The organism is Streptomyces gottesmaniae, assembly GCF_031845845.1.
Classification (GTDB): domain Bacteria; phylum Actinomycetota; class Actinomycetes; order Streptomycetales; family Streptomycetaceae; genus Streptomyces; species Streptomyces akebiae.
On record NZ_JAVRFJ010000003.1, the window covers coordinates 27,515 to 52,362 of the forward strand.

A 24,848-nucleotide genomic window follows, 5' to 3' on the forward strand; every position below is an offset into this window, starting at 1 on the left:
CATGGCTCGAAAAGCACCCCGGCACGCAGAAGCCGAACGCAACGACCGCGCCCTGCTGGAAGCCGCCAGGAAGGTGCTCGCCAGGGACGGTGTCCATGCCTCGGTGGCGTCGATCGCCGCTCGCGCGGGAGTGGGTATCGCCAGCCTCTACCGGCGTTACCGCACCAAGGAGGAGCTCTTCCAGCACCTGTGCGTGCTCTCGCTCGGGCGGTGGATCGAGGCGGCGGAACGAGGCCTGGAGCACGACGACCCCTGGGAAGGGCTCGTCCACTACGTCACCGCGACCATCGAGTTCGGCGGCGGCGCGCTCGGGCCACTGGCCGGCACGATCTCCGTCACCGACGAGATGGCGGAGAAGTTCACCAGGTCCGACCAATTGATGCAGGCGCTGGTGGCCCGCGCGCACGAGGCGGGCGTGCTCCGCGCGGACGCCATGGCGGTGGACATCTCGCTCCTCATCGAGCAACTCGGCAGGTCCTCGCTGGTGGACCAGTTCGAGGAGCGGGGCGCCGAGGGTCTGGCCGGCGAAGCCGCGAACGCCCGCGACCGCACCATCGCCATCGCCCTCGACGGCCTGCGGGCGGGGCACCCACCGCTGCCGGGGCGGGTGCCCGGTGCCGATCTGCTCGCCGAGCGCTGGGAGCACGCCCCCGGGCAGTGAGCCCACGGCCCGGGGGCCCGACGCTCAGGCGGAGCGGGGCTCCAGCCCGCCCAACGCCCTGACCACATCGGTCTCGTGATAGCGCGTACGGCCACCATGGCTGCGGCGCCGCCAGTCGCGCTGACTGGCGAGCCGGTAGACGCTGCCCGACGGCACACCCCACAGCCGGGTGATGTCGGAGGCCGTGAGCCACACGGTCGAAGCCGCGTACGCGCCGCGCCGCGCCGTCGGCGGGGGCGATCCCGAGGGGGCGGGAACAACGGTGTGGTCCGACCGCATCCGGCTCTTGAGCAGTATCAGTTCGTGTCCGGCCCAGCGATGAGCCGACTCCGTGCGGCAGCGCACCTCCACCGGGGGCTCATCGGCGTCCGGACGGATCGGCGCCTGCAACGCCCCCGCGCATCCGGGTTCCGGGCACCTGCCGACGGTGATCAGGCGACGGCCCGCCGGCTCCGACACCCGGGCGGCACGACGAGTCAGCCGCGCGATCTCGTGCGAGGCGTCCCGGACGGCGCCGTGGGTGATGAGCCACCCCGCGTGCCGCAGCAGGAAAGCCGTCAGGCCCTCCACCGTGCGCGGGGGAGGCGGCAGCCGGCGGCTCTCGGCGACCAGGCCGGCCCATGAACCGAGAAGCGCGAGAATCTCCGAACGCACCTCCGCCGCGGCGGTGTTGAGGGGTATGCCGGGCGATGACCCCCCTGAGGTGCGCTCGCGTGGACCGCTCACCGTCCCGCTGCCGTCGAGGGCGTGCCCGCAAGCCCGGTAGAGCGACGGAAGCCGGCGGAGGTCGGCGAGGAACTCCTCGCGGCAGTCCGCGCAGAGGACGGACCCGTCCGCCGCTCTTCTCCTTCGTCCGGGTGCTGCGCCCTGTCGCCGCCGGCACCCGGGGCCCGCGCAAGGATGAGGTGACCGGGTTGTGCGACCCCCGCCGGAATTCATGTCCGCTTTCCTCCCGTATGGATTCCGCTCGTTCCACTTGGCCGGCGCTGGAAGCCTAAAAGGCATGGGTGGAAGGGGCAAGAGGATTCCGGTGCCGTGGATCCGTCGGCGTCCCCTTATTGTCGTGATTCTGTCGACTTAACATTCGCTTGACATGCTCTTGTTGGTAACTTTTAAGTGATGGCTTGACGTCGGGGCGGTGCGGCGAAGAAGCTGTTGGCTACGTTCCACAGGAATGTGCCCAGCCCCCGGCCCCTCGGTGAGCCGATGCGGGCGGCGCGAGGCGTAGGCCTCTCGGTTCCGGCGTATCCCCAGTTCAGAGAAGTGCGGTGCGGCTCCGTCGGCAGTACGGGCGCCGCAGGAGGACGTGCGCCGGGGAGAGGCGACCCCCCGGGGAAAAGCAGCCCCATCCGAACCCGTGAAAGGACGAATATGTCTTCCGAAGTCAAAACCTTCGACGTGGGTGACCTGAGGAGAATTCTGCGAGAAGGGGCCGGTGCGGACGAAAACGTCGACCTCGAGGGGAACATACTCGATCTCGACTTCGAGGACCTCGGGTACGACTCGCTGGCGAGGTTGGAGACCGGTGGCCGTATAGAACGCGAGTTCCGGATCAAACTCGCCGACGAGACACTCACCGAGGTCGCCACCCCTCGCGCGCTGATCGAGGCCGTGAACGCCCAACTGCGTTCCACGCCGACCGGCTGAGGGCGTCGGTGGCCTCGACGCGGTGCGCCCCCACCGCGCCCGCACGCCGCCGCGGCCGCCCCGCGCAGCCGCGGTGCCGCGGCGGGGTGGTGCTCCTCCCGGCCGCGACGGGCGACGCCTCGTGACCCGGACACGCCTGGAAGTGTGGCTGGTACGGCCACAGATGCCGGGGCCCGGTGACACACCGCTCGCCCTCGCGGAACTGGATCACGCGGAACGCCGGCAGGCGGACCGGTTCGTCCACCTGGGCGACCGGCTCCGCTATCTCTCGGCCCGCATCGCGCTCCGGCGGGTCCTCGCACGCCACACCGGCACGACCCCCGGCCGCGTCCGGTTCAGGCGTGTGCCGTGCACTCGCTGCGGCGGCCCCCACGGGAGACCCGAACTCGCCGACTATCCACCGCCCGTGCGTTTCTCCCTCTCGCACAGGCATGGGCTGGTCGTCATCGCCGTCGCCTCCACCGCGGTGGGTGCCGATGTCCAGCGGGCGTCCGGCGGCGACACCGTCGATGCCTGCCTGCCCGCCGTTCATCCCACCGAACGGGCGGAACTCCAGGGGCTTCCCGAGAGCGCGCGGCCGAACGCCTTCGTACGTCTGTGGGCGCGCAAGGAGGCGTATCTCAAGGGAACGGGAGCGGGTCTCGTCCACGGGGCGGCGGCCGACTACCTCGGCGTCGGCGCCCCCGGCCGGCCCAGGGGATGGACCGTCATCGATCTGGACCTGGCCGGGGACAGGGCGTACGCGGCCGCGGTGGCGGTCCGGTCGGAGGAGATCGGTCCGGTGGAACTGCGTGAGCGTTCCGCGTCCTTCCTGCACGAGGAGGCCCCCGCCGAGTGACGCCCGGCACGCCGAACGTCGAACGCCCAACAAGGGAGTGAGCATGACCCCGCACACCAGCCGGGCGACCTCGCACGAGATCACCGTGCTCGCCACGGCCGAACGGCTCTACGACCTGATCGTCGAGGTCGGCAACTGGCCTTCGATCTTCCCGCCCTCCGTCCACGTCGACCACGTCGAGCGAGGCGGGACCGAGGAGCGCATCCGCGTCTGGGCCACGGTCGACGGGCAGGTGAAGCAGTGGACATCCAGACGCACACTCGACCGTGGCGCGCTGCGCGTCGATTTCCGGCAGGAGATCCCCAGCCCTCCGTTCGCGGCGATGGGCGGGGCCTGGATCATCGAGCCCACGGGGCCGCAGGAGTGCCGGGTACGGCTCCTGCACGACTTCAGGGCCGTCGACGAGGACGTCGAGACCCTGCGCTGGATCGAGCGCGCCGTGGACGCCAACAGCCGTTCGGAACTCGCGGCTCTCAAACGCCATGCCGAACTCGGGACCGCGACCGCTGACACGTTCATCACCTTCGAGGACACCGTGCGCGTCGACGGACCGGCGAAGGACGTCTACGACTTCATCAACGAGGCCCAGCACTGGGCCGACCGGCTTCCGCACGTCACCGCCGTGTCGCTGACGGACGTCGGCCCCGGGGTGCAGATCCTGGCCATGGACACGCTCACCAAGGACGGCAGCCCGCACACCACGGAGTCCGTGCGCGTCTGCTTCCCGTACCAGCGGATCGTCTACAAACAGACCACCCTGCCGCCGCTCATGTCCATGCACACCGGTGAGTGGCGGTTCGAGGAGGACGGGACCGGCGCCACCGTCGTCACCGCACGGCACTCGGCCGAGGTCGAGCCGCGCAACATCGCCTCGGCGCTCGGAAAGGGCTCCGGCCTGCCCGAGGCGCGCCGCTTCCTGCGCGAGGCCCTGGGCGCCAACAGCCTGGCCACCCTCGACCACGCCCGGAAGTACGCCGCGGCACGCCGCTGACGCGCCCCTGCGGCGGACGGCGGCACCACCCGTATTCGGATTCGGTACTGCAGAAGGAGCACTATGACCACCTACGTCTGGGACTACCTCCCGGAGTACGAGGCCGAGCGCGAGGACATCGCCGACGCGGTGGAGACGGTCTTCCGCTCCGGCCGGCTGGTTCTGGGGGCGTCCGTCCAGGGCTTCGAGGAGGAGTTCGCCGGATACCACGGGCTCCCCCACTGCGTGGGCGTCGACAACGGCACCAACGCCGTGAAACTCGCTCTCCAGGCGGTCGGGGTCGGCCCCGGTGACGAGGTCGTCACCGTGTCCAACACCGCGGCGCCCACCGTCGTGGCGATCGACGGGGCCGGCGCGACCCCCGTCTTCGTGGACATCCGTGAGGAGGACTTCCTCATGGACACCGCCCAGGTGGCAGCCGCGATCACCCCACGGACCAAGGCCCTGCTGCCGGTGCATCTGTACGGGCAGTGCGTCGACATGGCTCCGCTGAAGGACCTCGCCGAGCGCCACGGGCTGAAGATCGTCGAAGACTGCGCCCAGGCGCACGGTGCCCGGCACCACGGCAGCATGGCGGGCACCATGGGCGATGCCGCCGCCTTCTCCTTCTACCCCACCAAGGTCCTGGGCGCGTACGGCGACGGCGGTGCGGTCGTCACCGGGGACGCCGCCGTCGACGCGGATCTGCGGCGGCTTCGCTACTACGGCATGGAGGACGTCTACTACGTCGTCCAGACGCCCGGGCACAACTCCCGGCTCGACGAGGTGCAGGCCGAGATCCTCCGCCGCAAACTCCGACGGCTCGACGCCTACATCGCGGCCCGGCGCACCGTGGCCCGGCGCTACGAGGAAGGGCTGCGGGACCTCGTCGCACCCGGCGGCCTGCTCCTGCCGTCCACCAACGATGGCAACGAGCACGTCCACTACGTCTACGTCGTACGGCATCCGCGCCGCGACGAGATCATCGAGCGGCTCAAGGCCTACGGCATCGCACTGAACATCAGCTACCCGTGGCCGGTGCACACGATGACCGGATTCCGGCACCTGGGGTACGGCAAGGGTTCGCTGCCCGTCACCGAGAGGCTGGCCGGGGAGATCTTCTCCCTGCCGATGTACCCCTCGCTTCCCCAAGACCTCCAGGACAAGGTGATCTCCGCTCTGAGGGACGTCCTCGCCACGATCTGACACCCACGAGCCACGCACCGATGTGAGAGAGGACTCCGCATGAAGGCTCTGGTTCTGGCCGGCGGGGCAGGTACCCGCCTGCGCCCCTTCAGCTATTCGATGCCCAAGCAACTGATACCGATCGCGAACAAACCCGTGCTCGAACACGTCCTGGAGAACATCCGGGACGTGGGCGTGACCGAGGTCGGCGTCATCGTCGGCGACTGGGCGCAGGAGATCTCCGAGGCGATCGGCGACGGTTCGCGCTTCGGACTGCGCGTCACGCTGATCCCGCAGGACAAGCCGCTCGGCCTCGCCCACTGCGTGGCCATCGCGCGGCCCTTCCTGGGAGACGACGACTTCGTCATGTACCTCGGGGACAACATGCTGCCCGGCGGTGTCGTCGACATCGCGGCCGACTTCGCCGCCCGGCGTCCCGAGGCCCACATCGTGGTGCACAAGGTCAGCGATCCACGGGCCTTCGGTGTAGCCGAGCTGGCGCCCGACGGGGTCGTGCGGCGGCTGGTGGAGAAACCCCTCCAGCCACAGAGCGACCTCGCCCTCATCGGGGTGTACTTCTTCACCGCGGCCATCCACCGGGCCGTGGCCGCCATCGAGCCCGGGGAACGCGGCGAGTTGGAGATCACCGACGCGGTCCAGTGGCTCGTCACCCACCGGGCCCGGGTCACGGCCAGCGAGTACGACGGCTACTGGAGGGACACCGGCCGTGCCGAGGAAGTGCTGGACTGCAACCGGCAGTTGCTGGGCGCGCTGAGCGCACGGGCCGACGGAACGCTCGACGGGGCCAGCGAACTCACGGGCCGGGTCGTGGTCGAGGCCGGAGCGCGGGTCGTGCGCTCCCGGATCGCCGGCCCCGCTGTCATAGGAGCCGGAACGCTGGTCGAGGACAGCGCCATCGGCCCCAACACCTCCGTCGGCCGCGACTGCACCCTGCGCCGCACCACACTCATGGACTCCATCGTGATGGACGGCGCCTCGATCACCGCCGTCACGGGGCTGCGCGGCTCCCTCATCGGCCGCAACGCCGTAGTCGACACCGGAGCCGAGGGCGAAGGGCACCGGCTCGTCGTCGGCGACCACACCCGTGTCGAGGTGGCGGCATGAGAGTGCTGGTGACCGGCGGCGCCGGATTCATCGGATCGCACTATGTGCGTTCGCTGCTGGCGGGCCGCTACCAGGGCTTCGAGGACGCACGGGTCACCGTCGTCGACAAGCTCAGCTACGCCGGCAACCGCGACAGCCTCCCGGCGGACCATCCGCGCCTCGACTTCGTGCACGGCGACATATGCGATCTCCCGCTGCTGCTCGATGTGTTCCCCGGACACGACGCCCTGGTCCACTTCGCCGCCGAGTCGCATGTGGACCGCTCAGTGGAGTCCGCCGCCGAGTTCGTCCGCACGAACGTGGGCGGCACCCAGACCGTTCTCGACGCCTGTGTGGAGAGCGGCGTCGGCAGGGCCGTGCACGTCTCGACCGACGAGGTCTACGGCTCCATCGACGTGGGTTCCTGGACGGAGGACTGGCCGCTGCGGCCGAACTCTCCCTACGCGGCGTCGAAGGCGGGCGCCGACCTGGTGGCCCGCTCGTACTGGCGCACCCACCGGCTCGACGTGTCCATCACCCGGTGCTCGAACAATTACGGCGCCTACCAGCACCCCGAGAAGCTCGTCCCGCTGTTCGTCACCAACCTGCTGGAGGGGATCCCCCTTCCGCTGTACGGCGACGGACGGAACGTCCGTGAATGGCTGCACGTCGACGACCACTGCCGGGCCGTGCAGCTGGTGCTCACCGGCGGCGGCGCCGGTGAGACCTACAACGTCGGTGGTGGGAACGAGATCACCAATCTCTCGCTCACGCACCGGATCCTCGAACTGTGCGGGGCCGACGAGTCGATGATCCGTCCGGTGGCCGACCGCAAGGGACACGACCTGCGCTACGCCCTGGACGACACCAAGATCCGGGATCAGCTCGGGTACGAGCCCCGGGTCCCCTTCGACCGGGGCCTGGCCGAGACGGTCGCCTGGTATCGCGAGAACCCACAGTGGTGGAAGCCGGTCAAGCACCGTTCGCAGTCCGGTCCGGGCCGGGCGATGACCACATGAGCGTACGCACGGGCAGGGCCGCGACCACGGCCGCCGGCACCCCGCTGCGCCGTCGCACGGACGCGGACCTGCCGACACGGCTTGCCCGGTCCGCCGCCGCCCGGGACGGCGCCCGACTGCGTACGTCGGAGGTGTCCGCCTGGCTGGCCGCCCGCCGACGGGCGCACAGCTTCCGCGTGGAGAGGATCCCCTTCGCCGACCTGGACGGCTGGTCGTTCGAGCGGAGCACCGGAAACCTCGTCCACCGCAGCGGCCGCTTCTTCACGGTCGAGGGTCTGCGGGTCGCCGTCGGCCACGACCCCCTCCGGCAGTGGCAGCAGCCGATCATCCACCAGAACGAGGTCGGCATCCTGGGCATCCTGGCCAAGGAGATCGACGGCGTCCTGCACTTCCTGATGCAGGCCAAGATGGAGCCGGGCAACCGCAACCTCCTCCAGCTGTCCCCGACCGTTCAGGCCACCCGCAGCAACTACACCGGGGTGCACAAGGGCGCGAACGTGCGGTACCTGCGGTACTTCACCCAGGCGCGCCCCGGGCAGGTACTCGCCGATGTGCTCCAGTCCGAACACGGCTCCTGGTTCCTGCGCAAGGCCAACCGGAACATGCTGGTGGAGACCGACGAGGAGGTGCAGCCGCACGACGACTTCCGCTGGCTGACCCTCGGACAGATCGGCGAGCTGCTGCACGCCGACAACGTCGTCAACATGGACGCGCGCACGGTTCTGGCGGGTCTGCCGACACCACGCTCCGACGACTCCCGGGCCCCGGCGCTGCATACCGACCTCGAACTGCTGTCCTGGATCACCGCCCAACGCGCCCGGCACGAGGTGCGCGTCGAGCGGATGCCCCTCGACGAGGTCCGGGACTGGCACCGTGGCCCCCGGGCCGTCGAACGGGAGGACGGCCGCTACTTCCGGGTCGTGGCCGTCGCGGTCGAGGCCGGGAGCCGTGAGGTCACCGGCTGGACCCAACCACTGATCGAGCCGACGGGCCGGGGCGTGACCGCCTTCCTCACCCGGCGGATAGGCGGAGTGCCCCATCTGCTGGTCCACGCGCGCGTGGAGGCCGGTCTGCTCGACGTCCTGGAGCTCGCTCCGACCGTCCAGTACACACCGGAGAACTACGCCCACCTCGCTGCCGCGGACCGCCCGTTGTTCCTCGACGAGATTCTGGCCGCCGACCCGCGGCGCACGCGCTACGCGGCGGTCCACTCCGAGGAGGGCGGCAGGTTCCTCAACGCCGAGAGCCGCTATCTGATCGTCGAGGCCGACCCGGACAGTCCGCCGGATCCCCCCGAGGGCTACCTCTGGATCACCCCAGGTCAACTGGGCGCTCTGGCCGGCCACGCGCGGTACGTCAACGTCCAGGCCCGCACCCTGCTGGCCTGCCTCAACGCCGGCGCCGTCCCGGGCCTGTGACCGGCGCGTCCAGCCCCGCCTCCCTCACCGCAAGCCTTCTCCATGCCCCCTTCGCGAAGGACATCCATGTACGGGAACGACTCGTCCGAGGTGTACGAACTGCTCCACCGGGCCCGCGGCAAGGACTTCGGAGCCGAGGCCGCCGAGGTCGTCCGGCTGATCGACGACCGGCTGCCCGGAGCCTCCTCCCTGCTCGACATCGCCTGCGGCACCGGAGCGCATCTCGCCGCCTTCCGTGAGCGCTACGACCACGTCGAGGGTCTGGAACTGTCGGACGCCATGCTCACCATCGCCCGGTCACGGTTGCCCGCCGTCCCCTTCACACGGGGCGACATGCGCGACTTCGACCTCGGGCGCCGCTTCGACGCCGCCGTCTGCCTGTTCGGCTCCATCGGATACGTGGACTCGGCCGACGAACTCGACGCCACGCTGCACTGCTTCGCCCGTCATCTGACACCCGGCGGCGTGCTGGTCGTGGAACCGTGGTGGAGTCCGGAGACCTTCACCCCCGGGCATGTCGCCGGAGACGTGTTCACCATCGACGACACCACCGTCGCGCGTGTTTCGCACGCCTCGCTCGCCGCCCCGTCCAAGGAGGCCTCGCGCATGCAGGTCCACTACGTCGTCGCACACCCCGACGGCGGGGTGCGCACGTTCTCCGAGGACCATGTGTGCCGGCTGTTCAGCCAGGAACGGTACGAGGCCGCCTTCACCCGCGCCGGTTTCGCCATGGAACGGACGGACAGCTCCTTCTCCGCCCGCGGCTTTCTCGTAGGAGTACGCATATGACGCCCGTACCGTCGGTGGAGGGCGGACAGGGGCGGGTCGTCGTGCTGGGTGGCACCGGTTTCGTGGGACGCCGGGTCTGCGCCGACTTCCGTGCGACGGGCTGGGAGGTCACGGCGGTGGCGCGGCGCGCGCCGGCCGAGCCGGACGGGACCCGGTTCCTGCCCCTGGACCTGACCGAGACTCCCGCCGGGGCGCTCGCCGACCTGCTGGACGCACAGCGTCCCGACGTGGTCGTCAACGCCACCGGCAGCATCTGGAGCCGGGACGACGCCGCGATGGAACGGATCTGCACGCTGCCCACCCTGCGGCTCCTCAAGGCAGCGGATTCGATGAGCCGCAGGCCCCGGCTCGTCCACCTCGGGTCCGTACTGGAATACGGTCCGATCCCGCCCGGCGCCACCGTGGGCGCGCGGTGGGCACCGGAGCCGACGTCCGCCTACGGCAAGGCGAAGCTGGCCGCCTCCCGCGCGGTCCTGGAGGCGGTGGCGAGGGGTTCGGTCGACGGGCTCGTGCTGCGCGTCGCCAATGTGGCGGGTGTCGGTACGCCGGACGTGAGCCTCCTGGGCAGGGTCGCCGCGCGTCTGCTGCACGGCGCTGCCGGAGCGGAGCCGGTGGTCGTGGAACTCGCACCCTTGCGGGCACACCGCGACTACGTCGACGTACGCGACGTGTCCGACGCCGTCCTCGCCGCCGCCCGGTCGACGGCGAGTGGCACGGCCGTCGACATCGGCCGCGGCGAGGCGGTGCCCGTGCGTCGTCTCGTGGACCTGCTCGTCGAGGTGAGCGGGGTGCCGGCGCGCATCGTGGAGCAGCCGCTGGAGACCGGTGCCCCGACGGAACCGGACTGGATCCGGGTGGACCTCGGCGCAGCCCGCGAGCTCCTGGGGTGGAGGCCGAGGCGGAGCCTGGAGGAGTCGGTCAGGTCCTACTGGAGGGACGTTCGCGACCGTGCCGTGTGAGAGCGCCGCCGCAGTCACCACTTCCCCCGACCATCTGGAGTGCGCGTGCGTATCGCCGTGACAGGGTCCATCGCCACCGACCACCTGCTGACGTTTCCCGGCAGGTTCAGGGACCAGCTCGTCGAGGGACAGCTCGACAGGGTCTCCCTCTCCTTCCTCGCGGACGAACTGGACGTGCGCAGAGGTGGTGTTGCGGCGAACATCGCCTTCGGGCTCGGCGTTCTCGGTCTGAGCCCCGTACTGGTGGGAGCCGTGGGACAGGACTTCGCCGAGTACGGGCGCTGGCTGGAAGCGCACGGCGTCGACACCGGCTCCGTACGCGTCAGCGAGACCCTGCACACCGCCCGGTTCATCTGTACGACCGACGACGACCTCAACCAGATCGGCACCTTCTACGCGGGTGCCATGAGCGAGGCCCGCCACATCGCCCTGGATCAGGTGCTGTCCAGGGCCGGGGGAGTGGACCTGCTCCTCGTGTCACCGAACGATCCGGCGGCGATGCTGCGCCACACCCGTGAGGCGGTCGCCCTCGGCGTGCCCTTCTGCGCCGACCCCTCCCAGCAACTCGCCCGCATGGGCCGGGACGACGTCCGGGCGCTGCTGAGGGGCCCGCGGTATCTGTTCACCAACGAGTACGAGGCCCATCTCGTCCAGGAGAAGACCGGATGGGCCGAGAACCAGGTGCTGGCACAGGTGGGAACCTGGGTGATCACCCGAGGAGAGCGGGGAGCGCGGATCCTGACCCGGGACCTGACCCCCCTCGACGTGGCGGCCGTTCCGGCCACCGCCCCCCGGGAGCCGACCGGAGCCGGGGACGCCTTCCGCGCCGGGTTCCTCGCCGCCCTGGCCTGGACCGGCGACCGGGAGCACGCGGCGCGGCTCGGAGCCGCGCTGGCCACCATGGCCCTGGAGTCCGTGGGCCCGCACTACCGGGCGACCGGCGATGACCTCCTCGCCCGGCTGCGTGAGACCTACGGGGCCGACGCGGCGGCCGCCCTGGCCCCAGGGCTCGACGCCGTACGTCTCACCGTGCCGCTCTCGGCGGTGAGTCCCTGAGCGGGCGTCGGCCAGGGGTGCCCTTCCCTGGCCGACGCCCCGGTCACGCCGGGGTGCCGAAGTTCCTTCGGTACCAGAACAGGGGAGCCGTGCTGCCGTCCGTACAGACCTCCGTCGGCCGCCCCACCAGCAGATCGTGATCGCCGACCCTGATCCGGTCCGCCGCCTCGCAGCGGAACGCGACGTGCGCGTCCGCGACGAAGGGCAGCCGGGACCCGGGCCAGACGGCGAAGTCCTGACCGTGGAACCGGTCGATGCGGCTGGCGGCGAACCTGCGGGCGAGCCCCCGGTGCTGCTCGGCCAGCACGTTGATGACGAATTCGGGCGCCTCGGCGAACGCGGCGGAGCAACTGGAGGTACGGGCGATGCCGACGATGATCAACGGTGGGGTGAGCGAGGCGGAAGTGACGGAGCTGGCGGTGAGTCCCCACCGGCGTCCCTTCTCGTCCCGTGTCGTCACCACCGTCAACGGCGCCGCGAGCATCGACAGGGCGTTCTTGAACGTCTGGTCGTCGAGTACGGGCTTGATGCCTGCCGGTCCGGTCACGATGCGCCCTCTCCTCGGTCCGCGCACGGAACCGATCGCCCGTTCATCGGGCTGTGCCGGAGGGCCCGGCCGCCGCATCGAGCGCCTGGAGAACCGCGACGTGCCTGCGGTCGCGCTCCTGCGCCAGCTCCGCGTAGCTCTTCGCGCCGAACAGCGCTTCGGCCTCACCACCGAGCGAGGCGATGGTCTCCTCCGTCATCCGCGGCCGCCCGAGTTCGGCCCAGCTCGCCTCCAGACCGACGCCGAGATGGCTCAGCCACTTCAGCAGACCGCCCTCGCCGCCACCGAGGTGGAACGAGTGGAAGGGACCGATCGTGGACCACCGCAGGCCGATCGACTGGGTGACGACGGTGTCCAGTTCCTCCATCGTGACCACCCCCTCCCGGACCAGATGGATGCTCTCCTGGAGCAGCGCCGACTGAAGCCGGTTGGCGACGAAGCGGGCGATCGGCTTGCGCAGGACGACGGGGACCTTGCCCACCGAGCGGTAGAACCCGACGGCCTCGTCCACCGCCTCGGCGGCCGTCCCCGCACCGCCGACCACCTCCACCAGCGGGACGATGTGCGGGGAGTTGAAGGGATGCCCGACCACCAGCCGGCCGGCGTCGGCCATCCTGGCCCCCATCGCGTCGGGGAGCAGCGTGGAGGTGGACGACAGCAGCAGAGCCTTGTCGGGGGCGGACGCTCCGATGGTCGCGAACAACTCCTGCTTGAGTGACAGGTCTTCCGGCGCGTTCTCCTGAACGATGTCGGCATCCTCGACCGCGCGCGCCACATCCGGTTCGAAGCTGACGCGCTCCATGAGTTCCTCGGGGTCCCTCGGGCCGCCGAGGAGCGTGGGGGCGAACGTGCGCAGCCCTTGGGCGACCACGCTCCGCGCGTCGGGGGCACGGCTGTTGACCCGCACGTTCAGCCCGTGCCCCAGGAACAGGGTGATCCATCCGAGGCCGATGGTCCCCGCGCCGATCACGACCACGGTGGGCCGGCCGGTTCCGCTCATCGCTCTCGTTCTCCCGTTCTCGTCTTCCTTCATGGGATCCCGCATGCGGGCATGCTGCGCCGTCGTGCTCGGCGGGTGCTCGACCCGCGCTCGAGGCGTACTCGACCGGAACGACGCAGGGAGACCGACGCACCCTTCTCATCCCGGCACCACGGGATGAGCGACCCGCAGTGACATCAACCCCGCCCCACCGGAAAACGAGACGCCGAGGTCAAAGACGTGAAATTCAATCTGCTCGGCCCATTCGAGATCATCACGGAAGACGGTCGGTCGTACACTCCGCCGACCCCGAAGGTGTGCCAGGTCCTCGCACTGCTGCTGACCCGCCCGAAAGAAATAGTTCCGGTGGACTCGTTCATCGAGGAACTGTGGGGCGACAATCCGCCGCGAAGTTCCCTGACCACCCTGCAGACCTACATCTACCACGCCCGGAAAACCCTCGTCACCGAGGCTCTCGCGGGGCCCGAGGAGAAGATTCTGCTCACCCGCAACCCCGGCTATCTCATCGACCTGACGGGTCATCGGCTGGACACCCGGGAGTTCGAGGAAATGGTCAAGTCCGGGCGGAGAGCGGCGGACCAGGGATCGCTGGAGGCCGCTGCCCGCATCCTGGGTGACGCCCTGGACATGTGGAGCGGGCCCGCCCTGGCCAACATCTCGACGGGCAGGCTCCTCGCGGGTCAGCGGACCTATCTGGAAGAACTGCGGGTCCGCGCCGTGGAAAGGCGCATCGAGACCCTCAAGCTCCTGGGGAACGAGCGCGACCTCATCCCCGAACTGCGCGCGCTCGTCCAGCAGTACCCGCTCAACGAGTGGTTCCACGCCCAGCTCATCGAGTCCCTCAGCACCTGCGGCCGCCGCGCCGAGGCCCTCAAGGCCTACCGCGACCTGTGGCGCTCGCTCGCCGACGAACTGGGGATCGAACCGTCCCCCGAGGTGCAGCGGCTGCACCACGAGGTGCTGAACCCGGTCACGCGGTCCGGACGGGCCGCCTGACCCCGTCCTTTCGAAGGAGAGAAATGCCCGACACCACGACCGCGACTGATCTCTACGCCAGGGTGCAGCAGTTCCACGCGGAACAGATGCAGGCCCTCGACAGCGGTGAGTTCGACAGGTACGCGAACACCTTCACGGAGGACGGGGAATTCCGGCACTCGCCCGGACGGCCCGCCGCACACACCCGGGCCGGCATCGCGAAGGAACTGAAGGAATTCCACCGGGAACGCTTCGCGGGTGAACCTGTGCAGCGAAGGCACTGGTTCAACATGCTCAACGTCCAGGAACAGCCCGACGGCACGATCCACGCCACCTTCTACGTGCTGGCCATTCTGAGCCGCCTCGGAGAGCGCGTGCCCGAGATCGCGCCCAGCTGCCTGGTCCGCGATGTCCTGGTCGTCGAGAACGGCCGTCTGCTCACCCGCTCCCGCCGGGTCGACCACGATCATCTGCCGCCGTCGTGAGCCCCACCCGGGCCTCGCGCCACTCACCCCTTGTCCCAGCCCGATCGTCAGCGGAGGAATGCCATGCGCGCTGTCCGAATCCATGAGTACGGCAGGCCGGACGTCCTGCACACCGAAGAGGTTCCGATACCGGAACCGGGACCCGGTCAGGTCCTGATCGCCGTCGAGGCGATCTCGGTGGGCTTCGCCCAGACCCAGATGAGACGGAACATCTTCCCGGCCCCGATGTGGCGTCCCGAATTCCCGATCACCCTCGGTGGTGACGTCATCGGCGAAGTGGTCGCCCTAGGCCCGGGGACGACCGGTGTAGCGACCGGCGACAGGGTCGGCGCGTTCACCCTCCACGGCGCCTACGCGGAATACGTCGTCGTGGACGCGGCCACGCTGCTGCCCGTACCCGCCGAACTCGACGCGGCCCAGGCGACGGCGCTGCCCGCCCCCGGACCGATCGCCATGGGCACGATGGGGACGGCGGCGCTCGCGCAGGGCGAGAGCGTCCTGGTGCACGCGGGGGCGGGCGGTATCGGCCATCTCGCCGTCCAGTTGGCCCGGTCGGCGGGGGCCGGGCAGGTGATCGCCACGGCCGGCACGGCCGAGAAGTGCGCCTACGTACGCTCCCTCGGCGCCGACGTGGTCGTCGACTACAGCCGGCCCGACTGGTCGCGGACCGTGCGGGAGGCGACCGACGGCCGGGGCGTCGACGTGATCCTCGACGGTGTCGGCGGCGCGGTACTGCGGCAGGGAGTGGGTCTGCTCGCCCCGCTCGGCCGACTGGTCTTCTACGGCTCGGCCGGCGGCGGCACGGCCATCCCCTCCGTATCCCCCATGGACCTCATCGGCCTCAAGTTCGTCACCGGCTTCGCCCTGTCCGCCTGGCGGACCGCACGACCCGAGCGGTACCGCGCGGACCACGAGAGCCTCACCGCCCGACTGCTCGCCGGCACCGTCCGGCACACCGTGCACATGACGCTGCCTCTGGAGGACGTCGCCAAGGCCCACGAGATCGTCGAGAGCCGAGCGCACATCGGACGTCTCGTCCTGCTCACCGGCCGCGCGTCGCGAGCCGCGGGGGAGGAGAACGCATGAGGGTGCTGTTCGTCGCGGGGCCCAGCCCCGCGACCGTCTTCGGACTGGCGTCGCTGGCCGGCGCCGTGCGCAACGCGGGACACCACGTGATGATGGCGGCGACCGAGGAACTGGCGCCCCACGTCACCGGAATCGGCCTGCCCACGGTGACGGTCACCGGCCGCACCTGGCAGAGCCTGATCGGCACGGACCGCGCCGGGCGGCCGGTGCCGCGGATGACCAGGGGGGTGGAGACCGAACGCCTGCACCACGGTGGCTGGTTCGGCCGACTGGCCGCGGAGTGCCTGCCCGCACTGCTGGAGGTCTCCGCGCGCTGGCGCCCGGACCTGGTGGTCGGCGGCAGCATGTCCTACGCGGCCCCGCTGCTCGCCACGCACCTCGGTGTCCCGCACGTGCTCCAGGCCTGGGACACGTACGACACCCGGGGGGTGGACGGGTACGCGGCGCGGGAACTGGCCCCCGAACTGGAGCGCCTGGGAATGTCGGAGCTGCCCGTGCCACAGCTGTTCGTCGACGTCTGCCCGCCGAGCCTCCGGCTGCCCGACGCCGCCCCGGCGCAGTCGATGCGGTGGATCCCGGGGAACCGCCAGGAGCCGCTTGAGCCGTGGATGTACACCCGTGGTGACCGGCCCCGGGTGTGCGTGACCTCGGGCAGCCGGGAGACGGCGGCCAACCAGGACTTCCTGCGCAGGCTGGTCGAGGACCTGGCCACCTTCGACGCGGAGATCCTGGTCGCGGCACCCGAGGAGGCCGTCTCAGGGCTGCGCGGCGTCACGGACCGGGTGCGCGTCGGGTGGATGCCGCTCGACGTCGTGGCCCCCACCTGCGATCTCGTCGTCCACCACGGCGGTGGTGTCACGGGCCTGACCGCGATGAACGCGGGGGTGCCGCAACTGCTGCTTCCCCGCTGGGACATCTTCGCCGCTTCGATGCGCCGGACGGCCGAGTACGGTGCCGCGCGAGTCCTCTTTCCCGAGGACGCCGACAGCGAGGCCCTTCTCAAGGCCTGTCACGAGTTGCTGGAGGATCCCGGGCACCGGGAGGCGGCCCGTGCGCTCGCGGCGGAGATGGCCACCCTGCCCGGGCCGGCGGAGGTGGTCGGCGTCCTGGAGACGCTCGCCACCCGTTGAGAGGCAGGCACACGACGGCCGGGGCGGCCACGGGAACTCCCGTGGCCGCCCCGGCTGTTCTCACCTGCGGGCCGGTTGTGATCAGCCGACGGCCGTCGTGCTGAACACCACGGGCTTCGCGGGGTCGGCGTAGCACTGGAACGGGTCCCACTGGTCGTTCGCCGGGTGCAGACGGTTCCAGCCGAAGGAACGCTGCTCGAAGCTAGACCCGCCGGGACCGGTGGTGACAGCGCCCTGGCCGGGGGCGCGCAGGGTGACGACCAGGCTGGGCAGGTCGAACTCGACCCCGCCGGGGATGCTGTCGGGCGAGGTGACGACGAACTCGGCGCCACGGCGCTCGACATGGAAGACCGCGCTGCCCAGGTTCTTGCCCCCGACCAGCTTGTAGCCGAGGACCCGGGCTTCGGGGGACACCTTGTAGGCGACCTCGATGTCGGTGAGCTCCTTGTTGTACTCGCCGAGCGCGACGATGGGAGCCGGGTCGAACGCCACGTTGAAGCCGGCGCCGGCGGACACCTTCGACGGGGCGGTCGTGGTGAAGCCCCGGGAGTACCCGTTGATCGGGAACCAACTGCCGTCGAAGCGGCTCTGGCACACATAGCCGACGGTCGACGAGGTGCTCACGCTGTCCTCGGCGGCGCTCGCCGGAGCCGCGAAGGCAAGGAGCGCGGTGGCGGCCGACAGACTCACGGCCGCGGCCGTCGCGGCGGTGGCCTTCTTCTTCGTCTTCTTCACTACTTTCTTCACTCTTCGTACTGCCTCTCTCGCTGCGGTGTGGTGACGCCCGTACCCCGCAACACGGAGCAGGGAGAACGGTGTTACCGGTGTGACTGAAAGCATCGCCACGTCGCTCGAACCGTCTTCGACGTCAGGTCGGACGGAACTCGAACCTCCGCTCAGCGCACCCGGCGCCAGCCGCTTTCGAGCGGGCCTCGATCGCTGTTCGAGGCCGAGGAGCGACGGTCGGCCGAGTCCGAGCAGAGATCACACCCCTGGAGGCTCCATGACTGAGGCGACCGGCCGCGTGGCCGTGGTCACCGGCGCGACGAGCGGCATCGGACGGGAGATCGCCGGCCGTCTCGCGGAGACCGGCCACCGTGTCTACCTCTGTGCCCGCTCAGCGGAGGGCCTCGCGGAGACGGTGAAGGAGCTTCAGGACCGTGGCCTGGACGTCGACGGCAGCACCTGCGACGTCTCCGACCCCGATCAGATCACCGCCTTCGTGTCCGCCGCCGTCGCTCGCTACGGGCCGGTCGACATCCTGGTCAACAACGCGGGGCGCAGCGGCGGCGGCATCACCGCCGAGGTCACCGACGAGCTCTGGCTCGACGTCGTCAACACCAACCTCACCAGCGTCTTCCGGATGACCAAGGCCGTCCTCACCACCGGTGGCATGCGGGAGAAGAAGCGCGGACGCATCATCAACATCGCCTCCACCGGCGGGAAGCAGGGAGTGCTGCACGGCGCCCCCTACTCCGCCTCCAAGCACGGCGTCGTCGGCCTCACCAAGGCATGGGGCCTGGAGCTGGCGAAGACCGGCATCACCGTCAACGCCGTCTGCCCCGGATTCGTCGAGACACCCATGGCGGAGAAGGTCCGGGCCCACTACGCGGGCATCTGGGGCACCACGGAAGAGGAGGCGTTCGAGCGGGTGACCGCCCGCGTGCCGATCGGCCGCTATGTCGAGCCCTCCGAGGTCGCGGCCATGGTCGAGTACCTCCTCGGCGACGGGGCCGCGGCGGTCACCGCCCAGGCCCTCAACGTCTGCGGAGGCCTCGGCAACTACTGACCGGCCGCCATCCGCCACCAGCATCCCAGGAGCCCCGATGTCACCGACCCCCCACCTGACACCCTCGCCCTCGGACGCCGTGCGCGAGGCCGTCGCCTCGGCCGCCAAGCACGCCGCCGAGGCCGAGGCCGACCGACGGCTGTCGCCGGACGTCGTCGACCTGGTCGTGGCGGCCGGATTCGCCCGGCACTTCGTACCGGCTCGATGGGGCGGCACCGCGGGCACGTTCGGCACGCTGCTCCCTTCGGTGGCGCTGCTGGGCGAGAGCTGCGCCTCAACGGCCTGGTTCGCCTCGCTCGCCGCCGGTGTCGGCCGCCTCGCCGCCTATCTGCCACCGGAAGGACAGCGCGACATCTGGCGGGACGGCCCCGACACCCTGATCGTGGGGGCCCTCGCGGCGTCCGGCTCCGCCGAACGCGTGCCCGGGGGCTGGCGGGTCCGCGGACAGTGGCCGTACGTCAGCGGAGTCGGCTCCTCCACCTGGGCGCTGGTCTGCGCCCGCGCGACGGACGGCGACCGGCAGCACCCGCGCTTCTTCGCCGTGCCGCGCGAGGCGTACGGCGTGACGGACTCCTGGTTCAACGTCGGCCTGCGCGCCACCGGCAGCAACACCCTCACACTCGACGAGACCACCGTGCCCGACACCCACTCCGTCGCCTTGGCGGACCTCCTCGGCGGTGAGGCCCCCGAGGCGGAGGCGGCCTGTCACCGCGTACCGATGAAGGCGGCCAACGGACTGACCCTCGCGGCCCCCCTCCTCGGCGCCGCACGGGGTGCCCTGCGCCACTGGTCCGCCCTGGTCCGTGCGAAGCTCCAGGGCCCCGGCGCCGCCATCACCGGCACGGCCGACCGGACACCGTACGAACTGACGCTCGCCCGCTCGGACGGGGAGATCGACACGGCGGCACTCCTTCTGGAGCGGGTGGCCGCCGTCGTCGACCGGGGACCGGTGGACCCGTTGCTGACCGCCCGCAACGGCAGGGACTGCGCGCTGGCCGCGGAGACGCTCGCCGGCGCCGTCGACCGGCTGCTGCGCTCCTCCGGAAGCCGGGGGCAGTCCGACTCCGAGGACCTCCAGCGCTTCTGGCGGGACGTCAACGCCGGAGCGGGCCACAGCGGCCTCCAGTTCCCTTCCGGCGCGACCGCGCTGGTCCGTGAGTCGCGTGTCATCGACGCCCCGTGAACGAGTCCGTACGAAGTACGAGGAAGGAAACGCACTCCATGCCGTGCATCCACCGCATGTCGGTCGCCTCCCCGGGCCGCGCCCCGTCCGCGCACACGGAGGGAGGGCCGCGATGACCCGCCGTGTAGCGATCACAGGGCTGGGGGTGCGGGCACCGGGCGGCTCGGGAACGGACGCGCTCTGGGACCTGCTCAGCTCCGGCCGCACCGCCACCCGCAACATCACCTTCTTCGACGCCTCGGCCTACCGGTCACAGGTGGCCGGCGAGATCGACTTCGATCCCGTGGCCGAGGGACTGACGCCCCGCGAGATCCGCCGTATGGACCGGGCCGCCCAGTTCGCCGTGGTCTGCGCGCGCGACGCGGTGGCGGACAGCGGGCTGTCCATCGAGAACCTGCGTCCCGAACGCGTGGGCGTCAGCGTCGGCAGCGCCGTCGCGGCGGCGACATCCCTGGAGAACGAGTACCTGGTCCTCTCCGACCGGGGACGCGAGTGGGAGGTCGACCCGTCCTATCTGAGCCCTCATATGTTCGACCACATGGTGCCCAGCGTCCTGGCGGCGGAAGTCGCCTGGACCGTCGGTGCCGAAGGACCGGTGTCGTTGATCTCCGACGGCTGCACCTCCGGGCTGGACTCCGTCGGCTACGCCTGCCGGCTGATCCAGGAGGGCACCGTCGACGTCATGCTGACCGGCGCCACGGACACGCCCCTGACGCCGATCGTCGCGGCCTGCTTCGACGCCATCAAGGCGACCACACCCCGCAACGACGACGCCGCGCACGCCTCCCGCCCCTTCGACCTCACCCGTAACGGATTCGTCCTCGCCGAGGGGGCGGCCATGTTCGTCCTGGAGGAGTACGAGAGCGCCGTCCGCCGAGGCGCGCCGATCTACGCCGAGGTGACCGGCTACGCCACCCGCCTGAACGCCTACCACATGACCGGACTCAAGACCGACGGCAGGGAGATGGCCGAGGCGATCCGGGTCGCACTGGACGATTCCCGAATCGACCCGAAGGACGTCGACTACGTGAACGCCCACGGCTCGGGCACCAGACAGAACGACCGCCACGAGACGGCGGCGTTCAAGCGCAGCCTCGGCGATCACGCGTACGACGTGCCCGTCAGCTCCATCAAGTCCATGGTGGGTCACTCGCTCGGCGCCATCGGCTCGATCGAGATAGCCGCGAGCGTCCTGGCACTCAAGCACCAGGTGATCCCGCCCACGGCGAATCTGCACACCACGGACCCCGAATGCGATCTGGACTACGTACCGCTGACCGCCCGCGAGGCGCGGCTGCGCAACGTGCTGACCGTGGGGAGCGGTTTCGGAGGGTTCCAGAGCGCCATGGTGCTTCGACGACCCCAGGAGGCAGCGGTATGAGCCGCAGAGTGCTGGTCACCGGCATCGGCGTGGCGGCCCCCAACGGGCTGGGTGTGAAGGAGTACTGGAACTCCACCCTGGAGGGCCGCGGCGGTATCGCGCCGCTCACCAGGTTCGACTCCTCCCGCTACCCGTCGAACCTGGCCGGTCAGATCCTGGACTTCGACCCGGCGGAGCATCTGCCCAACAGGCTGCTCCCGCAGACCGACGTCTCCACCAGGCTGGCGCTGGCGGCGGCCGACTGGGCCCTGACCGACGGCGGGGTGGACCCGGCCGGCATGGTCGACTACGACATCGGCGTGATCACCTCCAATGCCGCGGGCGGTTTCGACTTCACCCACCGGGAGTTCGCGAACCTCTGGTCCAAGGGGCCGGAATTCGTCAGTGTCTACGAGTCCTTCGCCTGGTTCTACGCGGTCGGTACCGGCCAGGTGTCGATCCGGCACAAGCTGCGGGGACCGGGCGCGGCGCTGGTGGCGGAGCAGGCCGGTGGCCTGGACGCGCTCGGGCACGCCCGCCGGACCGTCCGCCTCGGCACCCCCCTGGTGGTGGCCGGCGGAGTCGACTCGGCCTTCGACCCCTGGGGCTGGGCGGCACACCTGTCCAGTGGTCTGACCAGCGACAGCGACGACCCGGAGCGGGCGTACCTGCCCTTCGACGGCGAGGCCCGGGGCCATGTGCCGGGCGAGGGCGGCGCGTTCCTCGTCATCGAGGACGAGCAGGCGTACCTGCGCCGGGGAGAGAGCACCGCCTACGGCGAACTCGCCGGGTACGCCGCGACCTTCGATCCACCGCCCGGTTCGGGCCGCCCCCCGGCGCTGCGCCGTGCCGCCGAACTGGCGCTGGCGGACGCGGGTCTCGCCCCGTCGGACATCGGAGTCGTCTTCGCGGACGCCGCCGGAACGCCGGAACTGGACCGCGCGGAGGCAGCGGCCCTCACCCAGATCTTCGGGCCGCACGGGGTGCCGGTCTCGGCCCCCAAGGCGCTGACCGGCCGCCTGTTGGCGGGTGGTGGGCCCCTGGACGTCGTGTCGGCGCTGCTCGCCCTGCGGGACGGCCTCATCCCGGCCGTCCCCTACACCGGGGAGACTCCCGCGGCGTACGGCCTCGACCTGGTGCGCGCGGTACCGCGGGAGACGACGGCGCGTGCCGCCCTGGTGCTCGCGCGGGGCCGCTGGGGCTTCAACTCCGCCGTGGTCGTCAAGGCGACCGACCGTGGGTGAACCTGCCGTGGGCGTCGCACACGGGCCGGGAACACCGCGGCTGGAGGAGGTCGGCGACGGGGTGTACGCGTACGTGCAGCCCGACGGCGGATGGTGCCTGAACAACGCGGGCGTGATTCGAGCGGGAGACTCGGTGGTCGTGGTCGACACGGCGGCCACCGAGCGGCGGGCGCTGCGGCTGAAGGAGGCCGTCGACTCCCTCGCCGCCGGACCCGTGAGAACCGTGGTCAACACCCACTTCCACGGGGACCACACCTTCGGCAACGCCGTCTTCGGACCCACCGCCACCGTGGTGAGTCATGCCGGCACCCGCACCGAGATGGCGGAGACCGGACTGGGGCTCACCGCGCTGTGGCCTGACGTGGAGTGGGGGGACGTACGGGTCGTCCTCCCCGACGTCACGTACTCCGGCGCCATGACCCTGCACGCGGGCGGCCGGCGTGTGGAACTGCTCCACTTCGGCCCCGCACACACTCGCAGCGACACAGTGGTGTGGCTCCCGCAGGAGAAGGTCCTGTTCACCGGCGACATCGTGATGCCCGGATGCACACCGTTCGTGCTGATGGGGACGGTCGAGGGGTCACTGGCCACCCTGGAACGGCTGCGCGCACTGGGAGCCGCCACGGTGGTCGGCGGGCACGGACCGGTCGCCGGTCCGGAGGCCTTCGACGCCACGGAGGCCTATCTGCGCTGGCTCCAGCGGCTGGCCGCCGACGGGGCCGAGGCGGGCCTCACCCCGTTGCAGACGGCCAGGGAGTGCGACCTCGGACCGTACGCCGGGCTGCTCGACACCGAACGGCTCGTCGGCAACCTGCACCGCGCCTGGCTGGAACTGGACGACACCGAACTCGCTCGTCCCCTGGACGTCGTCGGCGTCTTCCGCGAGATGGTCGAGTACCACGACGGACTCCCGACCTGCCACGCCTGAGAGTGCCGCCCTGAACACGACGTGAGCCCCGGACCTGACGTGAACAGGAAGGTCCGGCTCTCGTGCCGTCACGCCGCCCACCGTCCCGCAAGCCCCCGTTATAGGGGCTCGCGTGATACGTGAGAGGGTCTGAGGCGTGAGTGAGACACCGTCGAACACCCTGCAATATCGCTTTGACGGGCCGGAAGAGGCTCCCGTCCTGATCCTGGCTCCCTCCCTGGGCACCACCTGGCACATGTGGGACCGTCAGATCCCGGAACTGACCAAGCAGTGGCGGATCTTCCGCTTCGACCTGCCGGGCCACGGCGGCGCGCCGGCGTACCCCGGCGGCTCGGTCACCGAACTGGCCGCCCGCCTGCTGGCCACGCTCGACGCCGTCGGGGTGCAGCGCTTCGGCTACGCCGGCTGCGCGTTCGGCGGCGCCATCGGGGCCGAACTCGCGCTGCGCCACCCCGAACGCCTCGCCTCGCTCGCGCTGATCGCCGCCTCGCCCCGGTTCGGCACGGCCGACGAGTTCCGCCAGCGCGGTGTCATCGTGCGGACCAACGGCCTCGACCCCATCGCCCGGACGTCCCCGGACCGCTGGTTCACCGCGGGGTTCGCGGCGGCGCAGCCCGCGATCACCGAGTGGGCCGTGCAGATGGTCCGCACCACCGACCCCGGCTGCTACATCGCCGCCTGCGAGGCGCTCGCCTCGTTCGACGTACGCGCCGAACTCGGTCGGATCGGCGTCCCCACGCTCGTCCTCGTCGGCTCCGACGACCAGGTCACCGGCCCCGCCGAGGCCCGTACGCTCGTCGCGGGCATCCCGGACGCCCGGCTCGCGGTCGTCCCCGGCGCCTCCCACCTCGTCCCGGTCGAACAGCCCGCCGCCGTCACCGACCTGCTCGTCCGCCACTTCTCCACCGCCTGGCAGCCCGCCTACGACTCGGCCACCGGCCAGGTCGCCATCCCGGCGGCCCCGGTCAAGCCGGCCCTCGCCGCCGTCCAGCCGCAGACCGGTCCGGTCGCCGAGATCGCCCCGGCCGCCGTGCAGCCGGAGGCGACGGGCAGACCCGACCCGTACGACGCCGGGCTGAAGGTCCGCCGTGAGGTGCTCGGCGACGCGCACGTGGACCGGGCGCTGGCGTCGGCGGACGACTTCTCCGGCGACTTCCAGGAGTTCATCACCCGCTACGCCTGGGGCGAGATCTGGGACCGGCCCGGCCTCGACCGCCGCTCCCGCAGCTGTGTCACCCTGACCGCGCTCGTCGCCGGCGGGCACCTGGACGAGCTCGCCTTCCACACCCGCGCCGCCCTGCGCAACGGGCTCACCCCGAACGAGATCAAGGAAGTCCTCCTCCAGGCGGCCGTCTACTGCGGGGTACCGTCCGCGAACAGCGCGTTCCGCGTGGCCCAGCAGGTCATCCGCGAGGAGACCACCCCCGAGGAGTGAGCCACCGCCGGCCGCCCGCCCGGGGCAGGATGGAATCATG

Annotated in this window: 25 protein-coding genes; 21 read left to right on the forward strand and 4 right to left on the reverse strand. The window is 70.9% G+C overall.

Translation table 11 applies throughout. From position 1 onward, the window contains the following. Position 1: 1 nt before the first annotated feature. Positions 2-661: a TetR/AcrR family transcriptional regulator gene (locus RM704_RS04325; RefSeq protein ID WP_033529882.1), complete on the forward strand. Its 660-nt coding sequence runs from the start codon at positions 2-4 to the stop codon at positions 659-661. A gap of 24 nt (positions 662-685) precedes the next feature. Here the strand turns inward: RM704_RS04325 and RM704_RS04330 are convergent, their stop codons facing one another. After that, positions 686-1,315 carry a helix-turn-helix domain-containing protein gene (locus tag RM704_RS04330; protein WP_052146270.1) on the reverse strand — a complete coding sequence of 210 codons (630 nt, stop codon included), beginning with the start codon at positions 1,313-1,315 and terminating at the stop codon, positions 686-688. A 717-nt stretch (positions 1,316-2,032) separates the two neighbouring features. Between RM704_RS04330 and RM704_RS04335 the strand changes: the two genes are divergently transcribed. The 10 genes from RM704_RS04335 (at position 2,033) to RM704_RS04380 (ending at position 11,646) form a co-directional block, all read left to right on the forward strand. Continuing rightward, positions 2,033-2,308: an acyl carrier protein gene (locus tag RM704_RS04335; RefSeq protein WP_033529881.1), complete on the forward strand. Its 276-nt coding sequence runs from the start codon at positions 2,033-2,035 to the stop codon at positions 2,306-2,308. Positions 2,309-2,429: 121 nt separating this feature from the next. Then, positions 2,430-3,146 carry a 4'-phosphopantetheinyl transferase family protein gene (locus RM704_RS04340; RefSeq protein WP_157856739.1) on the forward strand — a complete coding sequence of 239 codons (717 nt, stop codon included), beginning with the start codon at positions 2,430-2,432 and terminating at the stop codon, positions 3,144-3,146. Between the two features lie 43 nt (positions 3,147-3,189). Then, positions 3,190-4,137, forward strand: a complete 948-nt coding sequence (locus tag RM704_RS04345) for an aromatase/cyclase (protein WP_033529880.1) — start codon at positions 3,190-3,192, stop codon at positions 4,135-4,137. A gap of 63 nt (positions 4,138-4,200) precedes the next feature. Then, the gene (locus tag RM704_RS04350; RefSeq protein WP_033529879.1) at positions 4,201-5,322 is read left to right on the forward strand and encodes a DegT/DnrJ/EryC1/StrS family aminotransferase; all 1,122 of its coding nucleotides are present in this window, start codon (positions 4,201-4,203) and stop codon (positions 5,320-5,322) included. Between the two features lie 39 nt (positions 5,323-5,361). Continuing rightward, positions 5,362-6,426, forward strand: a complete 1,065-nt coding sequence (locus RM704_RS04355) for a glucose-1-phosphate thymidylyltransferase (protein WP_033529878.1) — start codon at positions 5,362-5,364, stop codon at positions 6,424-6,426. Further along, on the forward strand, positions 6,423-7,424 hold the full coding sequence (rfbB, locus tag RM704_RS04360; RefSeq protein ID WP_033529877.1) for a dTDP-glucose 4,6-dehydratase: 1,002 nt from the start codon (positions 6,423-6,425) through the stop codon (positions 7,422-7,424). Before RM704_RS04355 ends, rfbB begins: the two co-directional genes overlap by 4 nt. Beyond that, complete coding sequence (locus RM704_RS04365) at positions 7,421-8,842, forward strand: NDP-hexose 2,3-dehydratase family protein (protein WP_052146269.1); 1,422 nt, start codon at positions 7,421-7,423, stop codon at positions 8,840-8,842. Before rfbB ends, RM704_RS04365 begins: the two co-directional genes overlap by 4 nt. 66 nt (positions 8,843-8,908) lie before the next feature. Next, positions 8,909-9,631, forward strand: a complete 723-nt coding sequence (locus RM704_RS04370) for a class I SAM-dependent methyltransferase (RefSeq protein WP_033529876.1) — start codon at positions 8,909-8,911, stop codon at positions 9,629-9,631. After that, the gene (locus RM704_RS04375) at positions 9,628-10,590 is read left to right on the forward strand and encodes an NAD-dependent epimerase/dehydratase family protein (RefSeq protein WP_033529875.1); all 963 of its coding nucleotides are present in this window, start codon (positions 9,628-9,630) and stop codon (positions 10,588-10,590) included. The genes RM704_RS04370 and RM704_RS04375 overlap by 4 nt, the downstream gene beginning before the upstream one ends. 45 nt (positions 10,591-10,635) lie before the next feature. Next, positions 10,636-11,646: a carbohydrate kinase family protein gene (locus tag RM704_RS04380; RefSeq protein WP_033529874.1), complete on the forward strand. Its 1,011-nt coding sequence runs from the start codon at positions 10,636-10,638 to the stop codon at positions 11,644-11,646. 43 nt (positions 11,647-11,689) lie between these two features. On the opposite strand, the gene RM704_RS04385 is transcribed toward RM704_RS04380, so the two are convergent. Beyond that, a complete protein-coding gene (locus RM704_RS04385) occupies positions 11,690-12,193 on the reverse strand; it encodes a flavin reductase family protein (RefSeq protein ID WP_033529873.1) in 504 nt (167 codons plus the stop codon). A 43-nt stretch (positions 12,194-12,236) separates the two neighbouring features. Further along, the gene (locus tag RM704_RS04390) at positions 12,237-13,193 is read right to left on the reverse strand and encodes a 3-hydroxyacyl-CoA dehydrogenase NAD-binding domain-containing protein (protein WP_033529872.1); all 957 of its coding nucleotides are present in this window, start codon (positions 13,191-13,193) and stop codon (positions 12,237-12,239) included. 219 nt (positions 13,194-13,412) lie between these two features. Here RM704_RS04390 and RM704_RS04395 point away from each other — a divergent pair, with 219 nt between their 5' ends. From RM704_RS04395 to RM704_RS04410, 4 genes are all read left to right on the forward strand, one after another. Next, on the forward strand, positions 13,413-14,189 hold the full coding sequence (locus RM704_RS04395) for an AfsR/SARP family transcriptional regulator (protein ID WP_033529871.1): 777 nt from the start codon (positions 13,413-13,415) through the stop codon (positions 14,187-14,189). A 23-nt stretch (positions 14,190-14,212) separates the two neighbouring features. Further along, positions 14,213-14,653 (forward strand): nuclear transport factor 2 family protein, encoded by a 441-nt coding sequence (locus RM704_RS04400; protein WP_033529870.1) that lies wholly within the window; start codon positions 14,213-14,215, stop codon positions 14,651-14,653. A gap of 63 nt (positions 14,654-14,716) precedes the next feature. Then, a complete protein-coding gene (locus RM704_RS04405; protein WP_052146268.1) occupies positions 14,717-15,739 on the forward strand; it encodes a quinone oxidoreductase family protein in 1,023 nt (340 codons plus the stop codon). Beyond that, positions 15,736-16,869, forward strand: a complete 1,134-nt coding sequence (locus tag RM704_RS04410) for a nucleotide disphospho-sugar-binding domain-containing protein (protein ID WP_033529869.1) — start codon at positions 15,736-15,738, stop codon at positions 16,867-16,869. Before RM704_RS04405 ends, RM704_RS04410 begins: the two co-directional genes overlap by 4 nt. Before the next feature lie 81 nt (positions 16,870-16,950). Here RM704_RS04410 and RM704_RS04415 read toward each other — a convergent pair whose 3' ends face one another. Continuing rightward, a complete protein-coding gene (locus tag RM704_RS04415; RefSeq protein WP_157856738.1) occupies positions 16,951-17,616 on the reverse strand; it encodes a hypothetical protein in 666 nt (221 codons plus the stop codon). 256 nt (positions 17,617-17,872) lie between these two features. Between RM704_RS04415 and fabG the strand changes: the two genes are divergently transcribed. The 6 genes from fabG to pcaDC all read left to right on the forward strand — a co-directional run bounded on the left by fabG (position 17,873) and on the right by pcaDC (position 24,808). Continuing rightward, complete coding sequence (fabG, locus tag RM704_RS04420; protein WP_033529868.1) at positions 17,873-18,658, forward strand: 3-oxoacyl-ACP reductase FabG; 786 nt, start codon at positions 17,873-17,875, stop codon at positions 18,656-18,658. A gap of 37 nt (positions 18,659-18,695) precedes the next feature. Next, entirely contained in the window at positions 18,696-19,841 is a 1,146-nt protein-coding gene (locus RM704_RS04425; RefSeq protein WP_052146266.1) for an acyl-CoA dehydrogenase family protein, read from the forward strand. A gap of 112 nt (positions 19,842-19,953) precedes the next feature. Then, positions 19,954-21,222: a beta-ketoacyl-[acyl-carrier-protein] synthase family protein gene (locus RM704_RS04430; RefSeq protein WP_033529867.1), complete on the forward strand. Its 1,269-nt coding sequence runs from the start codon at positions 19,954-19,956 to the stop codon at positions 21,220-21,222. Further along, the gene (locus tag RM704_RS04435) at positions 21,219-22,445 is read left to right on the forward strand and encodes a ketosynthase chain-length factor (RefSeq protein WP_033529866.1); all 1,227 of its coding nucleotides are present in this window, start codon (positions 21,219-21,221) and stop codon (positions 22,443-22,445) included. The genes RM704_RS04430 and RM704_RS04435 overlap by 4 nt, the downstream gene beginning before the upstream one ends. Next, complete coding sequence (locus RM704_RS04440; protein ID WP_311589585.1) at positions 22,438-23,373, forward strand: MBL fold metallo-hydrolase; 936 nt, start codon at positions 22,438-22,440, stop codon at positions 23,371-23,373. Before RM704_RS04435 ends, RM704_RS04440 begins: the two co-directional genes overlap by 8 nt. A 136-nt stretch (positions 23,374-23,509) precedes the next feature. Further along, entirely contained in the window at positions 23,510-24,808 is a 1,299-nt protein-coding gene (gene pcaDC, locus RM704_RS04445; RefSeq protein WP_033529864.1) for a bifunctional 3-oxoadipate enol-lactonase/4-carboxymuconolactone decarboxylase PcaDC, read from the forward strand. The last annotated feature ends 40 nt before the right edge of the window (positions 24,809-24,848 follow it).

Coding starts and splice junctions, on each gene's coding strand:
- RM704_RS04325 (WP_033529882.1), top strand. CDS start 2: ATGGCTCGAAAAGCACCCCGGCACGCAGAAGCCGAACGCAACGACCGC.
- RM704_RS04335 (WP_033529881.1), top strand. CDS start 2,033: ATGTCTTCCGAAGTCAAAACCTTCGACGTGGGTGACCTGAGGAGAATT.
- RM704_RS04345 (WP_033529880.1), top strand. CDS start 3,190: ATGACCCCGCACACCAGCCGGGCGACCTCGCACGAGATCACCGTGCTC.
- RM704_RS04350 (WP_033529879.1), top strand. CDS start 4,201: ATGACCACCTACGTCTGGGACTACCTCCCGGAGTACGAGGCCGAGCGC.
- RM704_RS04355 (WP_033529878.1), top strand. CDS start 5,362: ATGAAGGCTCTGGTTCTGGCCGGCGGGGCAGGTACCCGCCTGCGCCCC.
- rfbB (WP_033529877.1), top strand. CDS start 6,423: ATGAGAGTGCTGGTGACCGGCGGCGCCGGATTCATCGGATCGCACTAT.
- RM704_RS04365 (WP_052146269.1), top strand. CDS start 7,421: ATGAGCGTACGCACGGGCAGGGCCGCGACCACGGCCGCCGGCACCCCG.
- RM704_RS04370 (WP_033529876.1), top strand. CDS start 8,909: ATGTACGGGAACGACTCGTCCGAGGTGTACGAACTGCTCCACCGGGCC.
- RM704_RS04375 (WP_033529875.1), top strand. CDS start 9,628: ATGACGCCCGTACCGTCGGTGGAGGGCGGACAGGGGCGGGTCGTCGTG.
- RM704_RS04390 (WP_033529872.1), bottom strand. CDS start 13,193: ATGAGCGGAACCGGCCGGCCCACCGTGGTCGTGATCGGCGCGGGGACC.
- RM704_RS04400 (WP_033529870.1), top strand. CDS start 14,213: ATGCCCGACACCACGACCGCGACTGATCTCTACGCCAGGGTGCAGCAG.
- RM704_RS04405 (WP_052146268.1), top strand. CDS start 14,717: ATGCGCGCTGTCCGAATCCATGAGTACGGCAGGCCGGACGTCCTGCAC.
- RM704_RS04410 (WP_033529869.1), top strand. CDS start 15,736: ATGAGGGTGCTGTTCGTCGCGGGGCCCAGCCCCGCGACCGTCTTCGGA.
- fabG (WP_033529868.1), top strand. CDS start 17,873: ATGACTGAGGCGACCGGCCGCGTGGCCGTGGTCACCGGCGCGACGAGC.
- RM704_RS04425 (WP_052146266.1), top strand. CDS start 18,696: ATGTCACCGACCCCCCACCTGACACCCTCGCCCTCGGACGCCGTGCGC.
- RM704_RS04430 (WP_033529867.1), top strand. CDS start 19,954: ATGACCCGCCGTGTAGCGATCACAGGGCTGGGGGTGCGGGCACCGGGC.
- RM704_RS04435 (WP_033529866.1), top strand. CDS start 21,219: ATGAGCCGCAGAGTGCTGGTCACCGGCATCGGCGTGGCGGCCCCCAAC.